A 15,824-nucleotide genomic window follows, 5' to 3' on the forward strand; every position below is an offset into this window, starting at 1 on the left:
CCCTTCATGAATTAATAGGATACATATACATCTGTCAGCAGTTCGTTTTCTTCCGGATAAGCGCTTTTTTCGCTGAATGCAACCGCTTCCTTGACCGCTTCTTCAACTTCTTTTTCAATCCGCGACTGCTCTTCTTCACTCATCAGCCCTTTTGCCAGCAATTCGCTTTTGAACGCGGCAATGGCATCTTTTTCTTCCTGATGCACCGCCTTTTCTTCATTTGTTTTGTAGCGCTGGGCATCTCCTTCAAAATGACCGTAGTTCCGGTATGTCATACACTCAATGAGCGTCGGTCCTTCTCCGTTTTTGGCACGCTCTATCGCCCGGCCCGCAGCCTGGAAAACCGCGGCCGCATCTTTTCCATCCACGCGAATGCCAGGAATCCCATAGGCGGCCGCACGATCTGCGATCGATTCGCAGCTTGACGCATAGGAAAACGGCGTCGCTTCGCCATACCCGTTGTTTTCGGCGACAAATATGACAGGCAGCTTCCAAATGGCGGCAAGATTGATCCCTTCGTGAAACGTCCCTTGGTTGTTGGCGCCGTCACCAAAAAAGCAAACGCTTACATTTTTAGTCTTTTTATACTTTGCAGTGAGGGCAGCTCCGCAGGCCAAGGGAAATCCCCCGCCGACGATTCCATTTGCGCCTAGCATCCCTTTGTCAAAGTCTGCGATATGCATTGATCCGCCTTTTCCTTTGCAAAGTCCTGCAGATTTTCCGTATATCTCGGCCATCATCCCTTTCAAGTCGCACCCTTTTGCAATGCAGTGCCCATGGCCGCGGTGTGTGCTCGTGATGGTGTCTTCATCATTCAGATGAGCGCAGACGCCCGCAGCAACCGCTTCTTCTCCGGCGTAAAGATGGACAAAACCCGGCAGTATTCCTTTAGCAAACAGCTGATGAACCCGATCTTCGAAATGGCGGATTTCCAGCATTTTTTGATACATCCACACCGCCTTTTCCTTTGTCAGTGCCTCTTCCATATGAAAAAACCTCCTGTCTTTTTTTACTCACACGTTATGATGCAAAAATCGTGCCAACTCTCCGACGCAAACATGAAGCTCTTTTCAAGCGGACATCCTTCCAAAATAAGAGACAAAACGAGACAGGTGTCTCAATTTGTCTACTTCATCAGTTGCGGAAATGTCTTTGCCGCAGTTAGAATGAACGGTAGAGACGAAGGAGGTTATTCTCATGAAGAAAGCGTATGTTTTTTTAATCGGCGGATTTGAAGAAATCGAAGCGATAGCAACGATTGATATTTTACGGAGGGCTGAAGTCGAGACCGTCACCGTCTCGCTTGATCCATCCCGCAGCGTGAAAGGCGGGCATGACATTGTCGTCGAGGCAGACGTCATGTTTGAGGATGCTGATTTTCAAAAAGCGGATATGCTGATTCTTCCGGGCGGAAATGTAGGCAGCAAAAAAATGCTGGAACACCAAGCTTTGCACAAGACGCTGACAGAAGCGGCGGATGCAGGAAAATATGTCGCCGCCATCTGCGCCGCAACGATGACGCTCGGAAAAACGGGGCTTGTCAGCGGAAAAAAAGCGACCTGCTATCCCGGAGTTGAAGAATATTTGACAGGAGCGGAGGTCACTGCAAATGAAAATGTCGTCGTGGATGGAAACATCATTACGTCCAGAGGCCCGGCGACCACGATTCCATTTGCCCTCAAGCTTGCCGAATTGCTGAACGGCAAAGAAAAAGCCGATGCAGTTGCCAAGGGAATGCTAGTCTGCTAAGACGGCATTCCTCTTTTTTATCCAATAAAAGAACGGTATTGACATCATAAATCTTAAAAGATATGATATTTAAAAAGTAATTCCGTAAAATCAATAATTGTAATCTCATGCAAAAGAGCTTTAGCATTCGGCTATAATCCCATTATGGTCGCGTGAAAAAGCAACCTTACCATGCATGACATTAACATTTTGATAGGACGGTATATTTCATTTTCCCTACCTGCCGTGTATAAGGAAAAGAAATATACCGTTTTTCAGGAGGATATAACATTGAAAAAACAGAAAGTGACGAAGGGGTCTTTGGAGGCGGAGATCAGCAAAACCTTAACCCAATGGGAAAAAGACTATTTGGGCCGCGGGTCCGTGTCTGTTAAAACAGATATTCTCAGAAACATGGTCATCATTTCCCTGAACGGTATTTTGACACCCGCCGAATACGAACTTTGCAGTACAAAAGAAGGCCTGCTGTCAATTAAAAGAACCCGCTCCGGTTTGGTGGAATCGGGTATAGAACAACTGAGCCGCATAATGAAGGAGCTGACCGGTGAAGAGACGATCAGCTTTCACACGGATATCAGCACCCGCACTGGCGAACGGATCATGGTATTTAAATTGGCAAACGACCTGCAAAAAAAATTGGCATAGCAAAACGGAAGATCTTTAAAGCATGAACATGAGTTAAAGATAAGCCGGTATCATTCAGAAAGATTGGCTAAATGGGCCGATCCTGAATATACCGGCTTTTTTACGTTTTCAGAAAGGAAGGCAAGACATGAAACAGTATGTTCTTTTCCATCATCCCGACGGAGGGATGCCGGATGTTTGATCTGCTAGATTCTTTATTTTGGCTGAAAATATTTTTCGCGTCGCTTGCGCTTTGTTTGTTCAGCGCACTGCTCGTCCTGAATCGAAAGGTTCCATTGGCATATGTACGGATTCACGCTAAGATCATCGCCCTGCCGCCGCTTGCCGCGCTGACAGCATTGATAACGGTGAATCCCGGGCAAGCTGGAGCTCCGTGGCGCTTGGATTCGCTTGCTTGGTTAATCGCCTTTTTTGTCTTGACCATCGGCTTCATCGTCCAGCGCTACTCTGTCCGGTATTTGTTCGGTGACCGCTCCTACCGTAAATTTTTTGTGCTGCTGACGCTTACGACAGGAGGCGCTTCATGCGCCTGGCTGAACGATGATCTTCGCTGGCTCCTCTTATGCTGGGGTATCACGCTTTTCGGCTTGACCGCGCTAATCGGCTTAAACAGAGCGTGGCAAGCGGCCAAAAATGCCGCTTTATATGCGGGCCGGATCTTTGCGCTCAGCTGGCTGGCGATAGCAGCCGCCGCTCTTTGGCTGTCTCTCGCGACAGGTCACTGGCAGCTTTCCTCCGCCATAGCGGAGGAAAGCCTAGCACAGCTCAGCTCATGGGAGAAAACCGGGATCGGCCTCCTTATCATTTTAACGGTGATGATTCCTGCGGCACAGTGGCCGTTTCATCGCTGGCTGCTCGATTCTGCAATCGCCCCGACTCCCGTTTCCGCGGTCATGCACGCCGGACTCGTAAATGTAGGCGGCGTCATGCTGACCCGTTTCGCACCGATGTTCAATGGTGATGGGCTGCAGCTTATTCTGCTTGTTCCCGCCGTTTTTTCCGTCTTGCTCGGAACGGGCATGATGATCGTCCAGACGGACTACAAGCGGCAGCTCGCAGCTTCAACGGTCGCGCAGATGGGTTTTATGCTCGTCCAATGCGCATTAGGGGCCTATATTGCGGCTGTTATTCACCTCATGTTACACGGCCTGTTCAAAGCCGCCCTTTTCCTCCAAGCCGGATCAGCGGTGCGCCGTTATGAATCGTTCACATCTAAACGGGGCAGACCGGCTCTTTTCTGGAACATGATAGGCGGCGTCTTTGCTCTTACTGTCGTCATCGGAATCTGGGTTTCAGCTGCTGACGATGGCTATCAATTGATCAGCGCCCTTGTTTTAGGCTGGGCACTGTTCATTGCTTGGAGACAGCTTGTCACAGCCAATTACGGACGCGTCACACGAATAGCCGGGCTTTTCATTTTAACGGGGGCTTCACTCGCGTTTGCCATCATTCATTCCGGTTTACACGGGCTCCTGAAGGAAGCTGTTGTACAAGGGGCGCAGCCGCCTGCAATGGCGGCCGTTTTAACGGCAGTCGTTTTGTTAGCCGGCAGTGCGGCCGGCGCCTTGATCGTTCGGCAGCGCTTTGCATGGTCCGGCGCACTCTATCTGCGTCTTGTAAAAACGGGTGAGCCGCATTTTGAATCGGTCGAAGAACGGCCGAATTATCTTGACCAATATCTTACTCAAGGAGGTCGTCAATCATGAAAGCAGCACCGACATTGTCTAAACAATTGATCTTCAAATATGAACATCAGACAGCGGACTTTAATATTGATGAATCGGTTCAATCAGCAGCACGGGTCATTGCGCCGCTTTGGCCGATTGAAACTTTTGCCGCGCGCCATCCGTGGATGGGTCTTGAAGAACAGACATTTGAACAGACGGCCCGGCAGCTTAAACAGCAGCTTCATGTTGATATATACCCAAAGTCCTCCATTTTCCGCTCCGCAAAACAACGGGGAGAAATCGATGAGGCCATTCTTGAAAAAAAGCTGACGCATTGGCTCGATTCACATCAGCCCGGCATGCAGAGGGAAACAGCGGAAGCGTTTTGCAAAGCCGCGCTCAAGCTGGACGAAATCCCTGAACAGCTCTTGAGATCCCGGCAAGTCGAAAAGCTTGCCAAACAAGTGGCGCGCGGGACAATCGATGATCAAAAAACACGCTTGATCAAACCGCTCAGCGTTTTTGCCGGACAGAAAACCGCTCACCTTCTTGATCATCATGTGATTAAATGGTGCAAGCTGTTTCTCGATGAATCACAATCGGCATGGCGGCTTCCGCATCGCGAGAAAGGGTTTTACAGCGCTTGGCGGCAGCTGATTGAACATGATCCCGCCCTGGCGCGAGCGGAACGCCAACGACTGAAAGGGTGGCCGGAAGAGCCGCGGGACGCGATGGAAAGAGCACTCCGAGCGCTTGATATTTCTGATGGAGACGTTCAGGCATATCTTGAAGCTCATTTGCTCTCTCTTCCGGGATGGGCCGGGATGATGCTTTGGCGTTCCCAGCAATCGCAGGACGAACAAGGGCTGTTGCTCGAGTATTTGGCCATCCGGCTTTCAATGGAATGGATGCTTATTGAACCTTATTTGCCGCTGTCTAAGCCAAAACCTGAAAAAGAGATGCTGGTCGTTCCTTTGATTGCGGCCTGGCTGCATTGGGGCGGCCTGACGCCTGACGAATGGCTCAAACTTTCAGCAGCAGAGCAAAAAGCGAGATTAACACTCGCCCGCCGCTTTGATGATCTAACGCGCAGGCGCATCTGGCTGGAAGCGTGGGAACACTCATACGCCGCTGAGGTAAGGAATCTCATCACGGCAAACAAACCTGCCGCTGCCGCCAAAAGTGAAGCGGCGCTGGCCCAGCTTGCATTTTGTATTGATGTCCGTTCAGAGCCGTTCCGACGGGCATTGGAAAAGTCAGGCCCTTTTGAAACGTATGGAACAGCGGGCTTTTTCAATCTGGCAATCGAAACGTGCGAGCTTGGCACTAAGCACACTCACAGCTCTCTGCCTGTCATCCTTAAACCTCAGCATCGAGTAAATGAAACGGCCGACGAATCAAGTTTCAAATCGTATCAAGAACATAAAAAAGCAGCATCCTCGCTGAGCTCCGCCTTTAAAACGATGAAACAGAATCTATTGGCGGGTATGCTGCTTCCCGAAGTGAGCGGGCCGTGGCTGAGCGTGCAAATGGCCGCGCGCAGCCTGGTCCCCCGCGCAGCCGGGCAAGCTTTCCGGAATGCGCGGAAAACATGGCTGAAGAAGCCTCAGGCAAAGCTCTCGCTTGATCGCATGGAAACATCTGAAACCGGCATTCCGGTCGGATTTACAGAAGAAGAAAAAGCCGCCTATGCCAGACAGGCATTAAAGATGATGGGGATCACTGACCGGTTCGCTCCGCTGGTTGTCATTTGCGGGCACGGCAGCAGAAGCACGAATAACCCTTATGCATCGGCACTGGACTGCGGCGCCTGCGGAGGCGCATCAGGCGCTTTCAACGCACGCGTCCTAGCCGCTTTATGCAACCTTCCGAGCGTCAGACAGAGACTCCGCTCCGACGGCATTTTTATTCCGGATGATACGGTATTCGCCGCCGCAGAGCATATTACAACATTGGATGAACTGCAATGGCTCTATGTACCTGAGCTTCCGTCTAAAGCTCAACAAGCGTTCGACCGCATCAACTCGGTACTTCCCGATGTGAGCCGTACCGTCGGAGCCGAACGCTTAGAAGAGCTGCCGCAGCTCGGCTACCAAAATCCGCGGAATGAAGTTGAGCGCTTCGCCGAAGATTGGAGCGAAGTCCGCCCCGAATGGGGGCTGGCCCGAAATGCTTCCTTCATCATCGGCACACGCCGGCTTACACGCGGAGCCGATCTTGAAGGAAGGGCTTTTCTGCACAGCTATGACTGGCGGAATGATGAAGACGGCTCCATCCTCAGCGGCATCATTTCAGGGCCTGGAACAGTAGCCCAATGGATCAATCTGCAATATTACGCGTCTACCGTTGCACCGCATTATTATGGAAGCGGAAATAAAGCAACTCAAACCGTCACTTCAGGCCTCGGCGTCATGCAAGGAAATGCAAGCGATCTTTTGGCCGGCCTCCCGTGGCAGTCCGTCATGCGGTCGGATGACGAAATATATCATGCGCCTCTCAGGCTTCTGATCGTGATCGAAGCGCCGGATGATGCTATCGAACGTCTTCTTGACCGCGATCACAGCTTCCGGCAAAAAGCCGAGAACGGATGGATCCACCTGGCATCTATTAACCCGGAGGGAAAATGGAAGAACTGGACAAACACGATAAATAAATGAGGTGAAATGTCATGGAAGAAAACAAAAAAATACTGATGATTATCGGAATGGAGAAACAGCTTGAACAGACCATCTGCCGGGCAGCGAATATTCAGCCTGAAAACGCCCTCGTTTTAAAAAGCGTCTTCCCTGATATTTCACAGCCCTATGGTGATTTGATGAGGGATATCATCACCCTTGTCCACCGGAACAAAACGGAAGAAATCTGGATTGTCCGCGATAAGCACGAGCAAACGGCAGATGAAGATATTTCTGACCTTTTAAATAGAAACAAAGATTTAAGTGATAGAATGCAAACTTTAGAGTACCTTTTCCAAAACTGCAGTCCGGAGTTTACGCAGGGCAGCATCGATGAATGGCTGTCACCGAGCGGAACCGTGGCTGAAGGCGTCCAAAAAAGCGTCGCCGCCATCCGCCGGCACCCGCTAATCCCTTTGCACGTCAAAGTGAAAGGATTTCTAATCGAAAATTCGGTTTTAACGGAAATTGAAGCCTTAAACAAAAACGGAGCCCGATAACAGGGCTCCGTTTTCTTAAACACAGGCATTCTTTACACGACAGCAGACCGTTGATAAAATCTCTGAATATGCATGGTAATGTAGCACAGCTCTTTTTCCGGAAATTCAAAGCCATACTCCCGCTTCACAAATGCCCCGATTTCTTCTGCGCACATAAACGCTTGTCCAAACTTCTTTTTAATGAGGCTGATCATTTCACCATCCATTTCGTAAAATGTCTCTCCCGATTCGATATGCTGAATGGCGAAACGGAGATGGTTGACAAGCCGCTCATACGAAATCGTCTCATCCTTTATTTTAATGTTGAGTTTGTTTTCGATGATCTCGATAATATCTTTGATCATCGTTGTGAGATCGAGCGTTTTTGTCATATCTCCCGCGTTTGTTTTGGCTGTATGAATATGAAGCGCAATATTGGCGACTTCATCCTCCGGAATATCGATCTTCAGCTTTTCTTTAATGAGGGCCTTTGCCCAGCGGCCGATTTGAAATTCTTTCGTGTAGAGGACTTTGACTTCTTGAAGCAGCGGATTTTTAATGACCATTCCCTTGCTTAACCGTTCTATCGCGAATGATAAATGATCTGAAAAAGCGACATGGATTCGCTCATTGATTTTGATCCCGAGCTCTTTTTCCGCATGAGAAATAATATCCTCCGCCACCTGAATATGATCTTCAGGCAACGTTTTTAAGATCTCCTCGAATTGGCGGTATTCTGATGAATCTTTCATTACGAATATTTTTTCAATTTTAGATCTATCGACAATATCATTCTTCTTTTTTTGAAATGCGATTCCGGAACCTAATACGATCTTTTCCTCGCCGCGATCCTTAACGACGAGCGCATTGTTATTTAAGATTTTTTTTACTTTCATAGCTGCCTTCCTTTCATCCTGTTTTAATGAATGAAAACGGAATTATTCTTTTTCATCTTTAAAGCCAAGACACAAAGTCGCAATGAATGCTGAAATCACCGCAATCGCAAAAGCGATTAAATAATGAATGAGATTGGCGGTGCCGAGAGGAAGAATGATTGAAATCATCGGGATGCCGGACAATCCGTAAGAATTTGCCGCAACGTGTGTGAAGACGGCGTATGCACCTCCGATGGCGCCTCCGATCGATGCGCCGATAAACGGCCTGACGAGCTTCAGGTTGACGCCAAACATGACAGGTTCAACGATTCCCAAAAAAGCGGTGAGAGAAGCCGGAATCGCAATCTTTCTGATGCCGGCATTCTTTGTTTTCAAAAATACGGCGAGTCCCGCTCCTCCCTGTGCGACATTGGCCATCGACCATATTGGAAGCAGAAAATTGACCCCGTATGCGGGATCTGCTAGCAGCGACGCTTCAATCACATAAAAACTGTGGTGCAGGCCGCTCAAAACGAGTAAGGAGTAAAGCCCGCCAAATAAAAATCCGGCGCAAGCCCCCGCAAAATGATAGACAAACCCGAGACAGCCGCTTACGAAATGGGCGATGATCAGTGAAAGCGGCCCCATGATAAACAGCGCGGCAAATCCGGAAGCCATGATTGTAATAAACGGTGTGACAAGCAAATCTAAAGAACGGGGGATGATTCTTTTTAAGAATTTTTCGATTTTGCTCATTATGTAGACGGATAAGAGAATCGGAATGACTGTCCCCTGGTATCCGATCAAAGGGACTTCAAGGCCGAATACTTCGACGGATTCCGGCTTTTGGCTGCCGAGCAATGAAGGATCAAGCAAATCGGGATGGGTCAGAATTCCGCCGATAACAGCGCCTAAAAACGGATTCGCTCCAAACTGTTTAGCCGCACTGAACCCGATCAGCACAGGCAAAATGACAAACGCTGAGCTTGAAAAAATGTCGAGCATTTTCATCATCGGGCCGCCATAAGCGCCGAGGCTGAATTCTTTAAGCACACTGATGAGACCCATGAGCAATCCGCTCGCAACGATTGCAGGAATGATCGGCACAAAGATGTCTGACAGCGTTTTGGCAAATCGCGTCAATACGTTCATGTTTGGCCGCGCCTCCCGCCGGGCTTCTTCAAAAGGAGCCGGATCGCTGTATTGGATCATTTCTTTATAAATCTTATTGACCACACCTGTACCGAAAATGATCTGGAACAAACCGTATCTGAAAAAAGTCCCCTGCACAGACTCCATCTTTTCAATAGCAGCTATATCGATTTTTTCTTCATCTCTGACATTGAAGCGCAGCCTTGTCGTACAATGACTGATGCTGATGATATTCTCCGCGCCTCCAATGAGGGGCAAGAGTTCTCTTGCAATCTCTTTTTGCAGCACCCGGATCTACCTCCTCCAATTTTTCTATCCTATCAAATCAACAGAAGACGATCAAAATGAAAAATGTGCCATCACATCTAAAGACCCCGGCGAAAGGAACAAAAAAAGACCTAAAACATGCGAAAGCATCAGCCGATAGGCGCAAAAAAGCACACTAAGGTCTGCGGTTCCTTTAGCACATTTTAGGTCTTGCCTGCCTTACCAGTAACAATCCCGACGATATTCATTTGTTCTTAATATGATTCTATTCGCTACGGGCATGGACATCAATAGTGCAAATCGCCTATATATCCCGCATATAAAAAAAAGAGAAGGCGTTACAGCGCCTTCTCTACATCTTCAATGGCTATCGCGCGGTCCTTTAAAACATGCACAATGTACTTCACATAGCCGGGCCGGTCTTCCCCGTCTAAGCCCATACTGTCAATCTCAATGTTTTCATAATGGTAGCCGCTCAATAACTTTTTCACCGCTTTTGCCTGGTCATAGACCTGTCTCTGGCCGTCACGGCCTGAATTCAAGGTAACTGTAACAGCGATCGGTTCTGTTTGCTTCAGTTTTTTCCAATCTGTATTGACATCATAGCTTCCAGATAGAGAAACTTGGACGTCGATTACGTTTTTCAGCTTTTTTTCAAGCTCTGCCTTGATCTCATTTGAGGCTTCTTTGCTTATTCTGGCTCTCGTCTTTTCCTGTCTGACTTCTTTGATGCCATCGTTTGTGACAGCCGGCTGCAAGCCGCCTTTCACACTGAAAATGTACTCATCATTCCGCTCATCTGACACGCGAAAAAGGTATTCAGCAAACTTGAAATTATAGGAGCTTCCTTTCATATATAAGGTTTCGCCGGCGTGGGCTTCCTGCAAGTATGCCGATAGCTTTTGTTCAGCCAGCGCGCGGCTGACCGGATTTCCGTAAAAGGCGTTATACACATAACAGCCTGTCACAAGAATCAACAATGAGAGACCTGTAATGATGGCTTTCTTTTTCAATTCAATCAACTCTTTCCAAATTCTCGCGTCCCGTCCATTATGAAGGAGAATTCGGACATTAGGCAAGCTCTTTCTGCTTCGTCTCCGTTCCCAAAAAGAAGATGGCCGCGACGGCCGCAACAACGGCGACGCAGAAGATCAAAAAGATCATGGAAATCTCTGTTCCCCGGGCGACGAGATAGCCGACAAGAAGCGGGCCGAGAATGCCGCCGATTCGGCCAAAGCCGGCTGCCATTCCTGCGCCGGTCCCCCTGATTGACGTCGGGTATTGTTCAGGCGTATAAGCGTAAAGCGCGCCCCATGCACCAAGGTTGAAAAACGATAAAAACATGCCTGACGCAAGCAGAAGCGCCAGCGAATCAGCCGAACCGAAGAAGTAGGCGCTGACAGCCGTCCCTAACAAGTAGACGGTAAGCACCATTTTCCGGCCGGCTTTTTCAATCAGCCATGCCGCGGAGAAATAGCCGGGCAGCTGAGCCAGCGTCATAATCAGGACGTACTCAAAGCTCTTGATCATGCTGAATCCTTTCATCACCATGACGCTCGGCAGCCAAAGAAACATGCCGTAGTAGGAAAAGACGACGCAAAACCAGACGATCCACAGCATAGCCGTAGGCCGGGCATAGTTGCGGGACCAGACGCTCTTCACATTTTCCATGACGGTCGGCTTCCTTTCCTGCGCAAGCTTCTCATATTTCGGAGAATCCGGCAGGGCGATCCGCAAATATAAGGCGTAAATAGCCGGTATCGCGGTTATTAATAAAGCAATCTGCCAGCCGTAGGCCGGAATAATAAAATACGAAATGAGCGCTGCGGCCAGCCAGCCGAATGCCCAGAAACTTTCGAGCAGGACGACGACTCTTCCCCTCCGCTCAGGCGCAACCGTTTCGGATACGAGCGTAGATGCGACTGGAAGCTCTCCCCCAAGCCCCATACCGACGAAAAAGCGCAGCACTAAAAATGCCCACAATGTCGTCGTCAAAGCGGACAACCCGCTGCCGATTGAGAAAAACAGCAGCGTAATCATAAAAACGTATTTTCTTCCGACACGGTCAGCCAAAAGGCCAAAGACAAACGCCCCGACTGCCATGCCGATTGAGTTGACGCTGCCGATCCAGCTCATCTCCTGCGGCGTCAACTTCCATTCCGCGTGCAAAGCGGCGATAATAAACGATAATATGCCAACGTCCATGGCATCAAAAAGCCAGCCGAGCCCGGCGATGCCAAGCAGTCTGCGCTCTGAAACAGGACGATTCTTCTTCATACTCACAACACCTCTTTACTCTCTTAGCAGTTTACATGAGTATTAGTTTACACCTGTCTTTACACTTTTGTCACGAAGAAAATGAGACGCCGTCTTTTTCAGTTTAATGAATATGATGCTTGTGAAACTTTTCTTTTTGGTGTTTAAATTTTGGCAGAAACCCGTTTTCCCGCTCTTTTTCATAGCGCTTTTCAATATGAGATTTGATTTCTTTTCCCCTTTCCTGATCAAGAATTCCGTACTCCACATACTTATTGATCAGCTGTTTTTTCTTTTCCATAATGTCCTTTTGCAAAGAAGCCAGTTCATTTTTTTGCTTGTCCGTCAACTCTTGATAAACATGTGTTTCTCCGTAGGCAGAAGACATGACAGCCGTACATGACAGCGGAATGACGAGAAGCAGGCAAACGCACAGTTTGCGCATCATGCAACATCCTTTCTGATCTATGATTTATTCTATTTTTTTCTTTTTTGCGGAGTTTATGCATAAAAAAAGCCGCTTGGTAAAGCGGCTTCCAGATTGTTGACAAAATCCCAAAACGGCTTTTGTTTTGGGGTTTTGTCATCCTTTCAGCGTGACCCGCAACCCTTGCAGTCTAGGAAGGCCGAGCATCGGAAGCTGACTTTCACAGGATGTGATGACGGCGGCGTTCAGGCAGGACGCCTGGGCGGTTAGCCGCCGATCCTTCTCCTATTCGTGAGCACCGACGCGCAGGCCTGACAACGAATGCGAGGGTTTGTCGACACGCTGAAAAGACCATTCCTGATTGGAATGGTCTTTCTTCATCAAATTCAGCTTTTCAGCGGCCCGTAGCCCGCCGCTCTCAGCTTTTCCGCCATCGCTTCATACCCTCTGCTGTTTGGATGCACGCGGTCAATTGACAAATATTCTTTTTCGCGTCCTTTAAAGACAGCATAAGTATCGATCACCTTGATTTGCGGAGCGGATTCGAGCTGCTTTAAATGCCTGTTAAAGCCGGAGATCCATCTGTCCGCTAATTCGATCGACGGAAAAGGGTTGTATAGATTGAGAAGACGGACGAGGTAACGCGTATCTTTATCTCCCTTTATGTCTCCGATTTTCTCAAGCATGCCTGAGTAGTTTTTCTGACAGTGTGAGGAAGCTTCCAAAAAGACGTGTTCATCCTTTTCTTTTTCATATATCTCCAGCGATTGCAAAAGGTCATTGCCGCAGCCCGTTATCGTGATGACGTCCGCTTTTTTGACCTGCTCCATGATGAACGGCTCGTTCAGCATCGCCAGAATATCCGACGTCTCAAGACCCGATTTCGCAAATACAAGCAAAGAAACGTCTTCGTTCAAATCCTCTTCCATTTTCCTTTTATAGCGCTGGACAAACCCCGGCTCAAACAAACCTGCACCGACCCCGACGGTTAGAGAATCGCCGAGAGCCGTATATTGAAGCGTCATATCCTTTCCCCCTCCGGTATGCCGTTTTTTCGCGGCAGCTACCATATATGTACTCCGGAGAGGCTCGAAAGGATACTTTTCTTTTTTCCTAAAAACCTAACTTTCTCGAAATGTCAAGCGCTGCCTTTTTCACTCTTTCGGTCAAGTAAGGAAGACGGTCTTTCTGAAAGCGGGCTTCAAACCCGGCGATGCTGATCCCCGCCACGACTTCGCGCTTATGATTAAAAATCGGCGCGGCGATCGCGGAGGTGTAGTCTTCGAGCTCCGAATGACTGACCGTGCATCCGCTCCGGTACGACTCATTCAAAATGCGGATCAGCTCGGTCTTATCCCGGATCGTACCGGAAGCGATCGGCACCAGCTCTGTCTTCTTGATATAGGCATCCCGCTCCTCTTCAGGCAAAAACGTCAGAATGCTTCTTGCGCAGGCTCCGGCATATAAAGGGGACCGCCTCCCGATCGCTGTATAGAGGCGAACGGTCTGCGTGCCCTCAATTTTTTCGATATACATCGCTTCATTTCCCTGCCTCACGATCAAATGGACGGCTTCATCCACGTCATCGCGGAGTTCTTCCATGATAGGCAGAGCGATTTTTCGAATATCAAGCCTTTCTGAAACAAGGTGGCCGTATTGCAAAAACAGCAGTCCTAAAGCATACATCCCGTTCTCGTCACGGTCGAGAAAACCCATTTCTTCGAGAGAACAAACCATGCGGTAGACAGATGTTTTCGGCATGCCTGTCAACTCAATCATATCGCCCAGTGAAAGCCTTTCTCTCGTCAGGAACAGATTGAGCAGGGTCATAGCTTTGACAACTGTTTTGTTTTTATGTTCCATGCCTTCCCCCTCCTGATACACATCACACCTATCATAACATGTATTCAAGCTTCAACCGGGCGGAAAGTTCGCTGATTTTTGTCTCCCGTTCGATGTACATGCGCTCTGCTTCCTGAAGGCTGACAAGCTGAAACTGCACCTGCTCGCCCGGCATCATCTGCGTCACCTGCGAAAAATCGGCGGATACGATATGGGCGATTCTCGGATATCCGCCCGCTGTCTGTCTGTCTGCGAGAAGAACGATCGGATTGCCGTCAGGCGGCACCTGAATCGTTCCGAACGATACAGCTTCAGAGATCATTTCCAGCGGCTGAGTGAGTTCGAGCGCTTCTCCTTGAAGTCGGTACCCCATCCGGTCGGATTTGGCCGTCACCCGGAATGTGTCCGCGAAAAAGCGTTCTTGCGATGATGAGGTGAAGCAAGCGAACTGATCGCCTTTAATGACACGAATGACCGGGTTCTTTTTTAACGGGAGAAAATATTTGCGGTCGACAGCCCACTTCGGAGCCGCAAAGCCCAAGCCATTGCCATGGTCTGCAAGCTTTTTGCACATCGCTTCCGACAACGGCGCCGGGCTGCCTGGCGATAACACGTCTCCCTTTTGAAGCGCCCTTCCTTGAAAGCCACCGAGCCCTGCTCTGACATATGTGCTTTTGCTTTCCATCACAGGCGGCACATCAATCCCCCCGGCTACCGCCATATATGCACGGCTGCCGCGCTTGCACATGCCGAATGTCAACACGCTGCCTTCTTTGATGTAAACCGGACGCCAAAGCGGGACTTCTTCATCATTTACCATCAGTGAAAAGTCAGCGCCCGTCACCGCTATAAGAGCCGGTTTTTGAAAGCGGAGAGACGGCCCCGGTCCCATTAGCGTCACTTCAAGCGCAGCTTCGTTCTGGCTGTTTCCCGCGAGGAGATTGGCAATCCGTAAAGAATCGGCATCCATGGCCCCGCTGACAAGCACGCCGTATTTTTGAAAACCTGCACGGCCCAAGTCTTGAACCGTCGTCATCAGACCCGGCTTTAACACTTCTATGCTCAAGATTTTCCCTCCTTCAGCGCGTGATACTCCTCTTCTGTCACGCTGACAAATTTCACGATATCCCCTGCTCTCAGAAGGCTCGGAGGCTGTTCATAAGGCTTGAATAATTCAAGCGGCGTATTGCCGATCAGCTGCCAGCCGCCCGGCGTTGAAAGGGGATAGACGCCTGTTTGCATGCCGGCGATTCCCACTGAGCCGGCGGGAATCGAAGTCCGCGGAGAGGACCGCCGCGGCGCGGCTATCTTTTCAGACATTCCGCCTAAGTAAGGGAAGCCCGGCGCAAAGCCGATCATATAAACGAGGTACTCACCCGAGGTGTGAATATCGATGACTTCCTGAGCAGTCAGTCCGTTGATGTCGGCCACTTCCTCCAAATCAGGGCCGAAACGGCCGCCGTAACAAACCGGAATTTCCACCGTACGCTGATTTGTTTCTTCTTCCATTGTGAGCTCTTTGAGATGATGTTCGATGAGGGCTTTTACCTTTTCATACGGAGAATCAACAGCCTTGCCGCTCTCCATCTTGCGGTATACTTCAAATGGGTGATAGAAAACGGTCACACTCGTGAAAGCCGGCACACACTCAATAAAACCGGGAAACGGATCGTTTTCAATCCGCTTTGTCAGCGCGCTGACGACACGATGCGTCTGTTCGCTTATCCCCTCTCCGAGCTGAATGATAACCGCGGAGTCGCCGAGCGGAGACATTGTCACATTCGATAGAT

The 15,824-nt window shown here is 49.3% G+C and carries 15 protein-coding genes; 5 read left to right on the plus strand and 10 right to left on the minus strand.

Translation table 11 applies throughout. From position 1 onward, the window contains the following. Window positions 1–11 precede the first annotated feature (11 nt). A complete protein-coding gene (locus QMZ64_RS08610) occupies window positions 12–986 on the minus strand; it encodes a thiamine pyrophosphate-dependent dehydrogenase E1 component subunit alpha (protein WP_301441240.1) in 975 nt (324 codons plus the stop codon). A 211-nt stretch (window positions 987–1,197) separates the two neighbouring features. Here QMZ64_RS08610 and QMZ64_RS08615 point away from each other — a divergent pair, with 211 nt between their 5' ends. From QMZ64_RS08615 to QMZ64_RS08635, 5 genes are all read left to right on the plus strand, one after another. Then, window positions 1,198–1,749 carry a DJ-1 family glyoxalase III gene (locus QMZ64_RS08615; RefSeq protein ID WP_265627548.1) on the plus strand — a complete coding sequence of 184 codons (552 nt, stop codon included), beginning with the start codon at window positions 1,198–1,200 and terminating at the stop codon, window positions 1,747–1,749. Between the two features lie 270 nt (window positions 1,750–2,019). Continuing rightward, a complete protein-coding gene (locus QMZ64_RS08620) occupies window positions 2,020–2,394 on the plus strand; it encodes a Na-translocating system protein MpsC family protein (protein ID WP_016886253.1) in 375 nt (124 codons plus the stop codon). 173 nt (window positions 2,395–2,567) lie between these two features. Next, a complete protein-coding gene (locus tag QMZ64_RS08625) occupies window positions 2,568–4,100 on the plus strand; it encodes an NADH dehydrogenase subunit 5 (RefSeq protein ID WP_265627549.1) in 1,533 nt (510 codons plus the stop codon). Further along, window positions 4,097–6,718: a DUF2309 domain-containing protein gene (locus QMZ64_RS08630; RefSeq protein WP_301441241.1), complete on the plus strand. Its 2,622-nt coding sequence runs from the start codon at window positions 4,097–4,099 to the stop codon at window positions 6,716–6,718. The genes QMZ64_RS08625 and QMZ64_RS08630 overlap by 4 nt, the downstream gene beginning before the upstream one ends. An 11-nt stretch (window positions 6,719–6,729) precedes the next feature. Further along, complete coding sequence (locus tag QMZ64_RS08635; RefSeq protein WP_243943960.1) at window positions 6,730–7,236, plus strand: carbonic anhydrase; 507 nt, start codon at window positions 6,730–6,732, stop codon at window positions 7,234–7,236. Window positions 7,237–7,268: 32 nt separating this feature from the next. Here the strand turns inward: QMZ64_RS08635 and QMZ64_RS08640 are convergent, their stop codons facing one another. The 9 genes from QMZ64_RS08640 to pxpB all read right to left on the minus strand — a co-directional run bounded on the left by QMZ64_RS08640 (window position 7,269) and on the right by pxpB (window position 15,807). Beyond that, the gene (locus tag QMZ64_RS08640) at window positions 7,269–8,111 is read right to left on the minus strand and encodes a PRD domain-containing protein (RefSeq protein ID WP_065644602.1); all 843 of its coding nucleotides are present in this window, start codon (window positions 8,109–8,111) and stop codon (window positions 7,269–7,271) included. Between the two features lie 42 nt (window positions 8,112–8,153). Next, the gene (locus tag QMZ64_RS08645; RefSeq protein ID WP_301441242.1) at window positions 8,154–9,530 is read right to left on the minus strand and encodes a sucrose-specific PTS transporter subunit IIBC; all 1,377 of its coding nucleotides are present in this window, start codon (window positions 9,528–9,530) and stop codon (window positions 8,154–8,156) included. Window positions 9,531–9,847: 317 nt separating this feature from the next. Further along, window positions 9,848–10,588, minus strand: a complete 741-nt coding sequence (locus QMZ64_RS08650; protein WP_265627552.1) for a YfjL-like protein — start codon at window positions 10,586–10,588, stop codon at window positions 9,848–9,850. After that, window positions 10,581–11,786, minus strand: a complete 1,206-nt coding sequence (locus QMZ64_RS08655) for an MFS transporter (protein ID WP_243943964.1) — start codon at window positions 11,784–11,786, stop codon at window positions 10,581–10,583. Before QMZ64_RS08655 ends, QMZ64_RS08650 begins: the two co-directional genes overlap by 8 nt. A 103-nt stretch (window positions 11,787–11,889) precedes the next feature. Further along, entirely contained in the window at window positions 11,890–12,213 is a 324-nt protein-coding gene (locus QMZ64_RS08660; protein WP_301441243.1) for a YckD family protein, read from the minus strand. Between the two features lie 365 nt (window positions 12,214–12,578). Next, window positions 12,579–13,217, minus strand: coding sequence for a GDSL-type esterase/lipase family protein (locus QMZ64_RS08665; RefSeq protein WP_243943449.1), 639 nt, complete (start codon window positions 13,215–13,217; stop codon window positions 12,579–12,581). An 88-nt stretch (window positions 13,218–13,305) separates the two neighbouring features. Beyond that, on the minus strand, window positions 13,306–14,055 hold the full coding sequence (locus QMZ64_RS08670) for an IclR family transcriptional regulator (protein WP_265624820.1): 750 nt from the start codon (window positions 14,053–14,055) through the stop codon (window positions 13,306–13,308). Between the two features lie 31 nt (window positions 14,056–14,086). After that, window positions 14,087–15,100 carry a 5-oxoprolinase subunit C family protein gene (locus QMZ64_RS08675; RefSeq protein WP_301441244.1) on the minus strand — a complete coding sequence of 338 codons (1,014 nt, stop codon included), beginning with the start codon at window positions 15,098–15,100 and terminating at the stop codon, window positions 14,087–14,089. Beyond that, window positions 15,097–15,807, minus strand: coding sequence for a 5-oxoprolinase subunit PxpB (pxpB, locus tag QMZ64_RS08680; protein WP_265627859.1), 711 nt, complete (start codon window positions 15,805–15,807; stop codon window positions 15,097–15,099). Before pxpB ends, QMZ64_RS08675 begins: the two co-directional genes overlap by 4 nt. Window positions 15,808–15,824 lie beyond the last annotated feature (17 nt).

Source organism: Bacillus sp. LB7 (assembly GCF_030449715.1).
Classification (GTDB): domain Bacteria; phylum Bacillota; class Bacilli; order Bacillales; family Bacillaceae; genus Bacillus; species Bacillus paralicheniformis.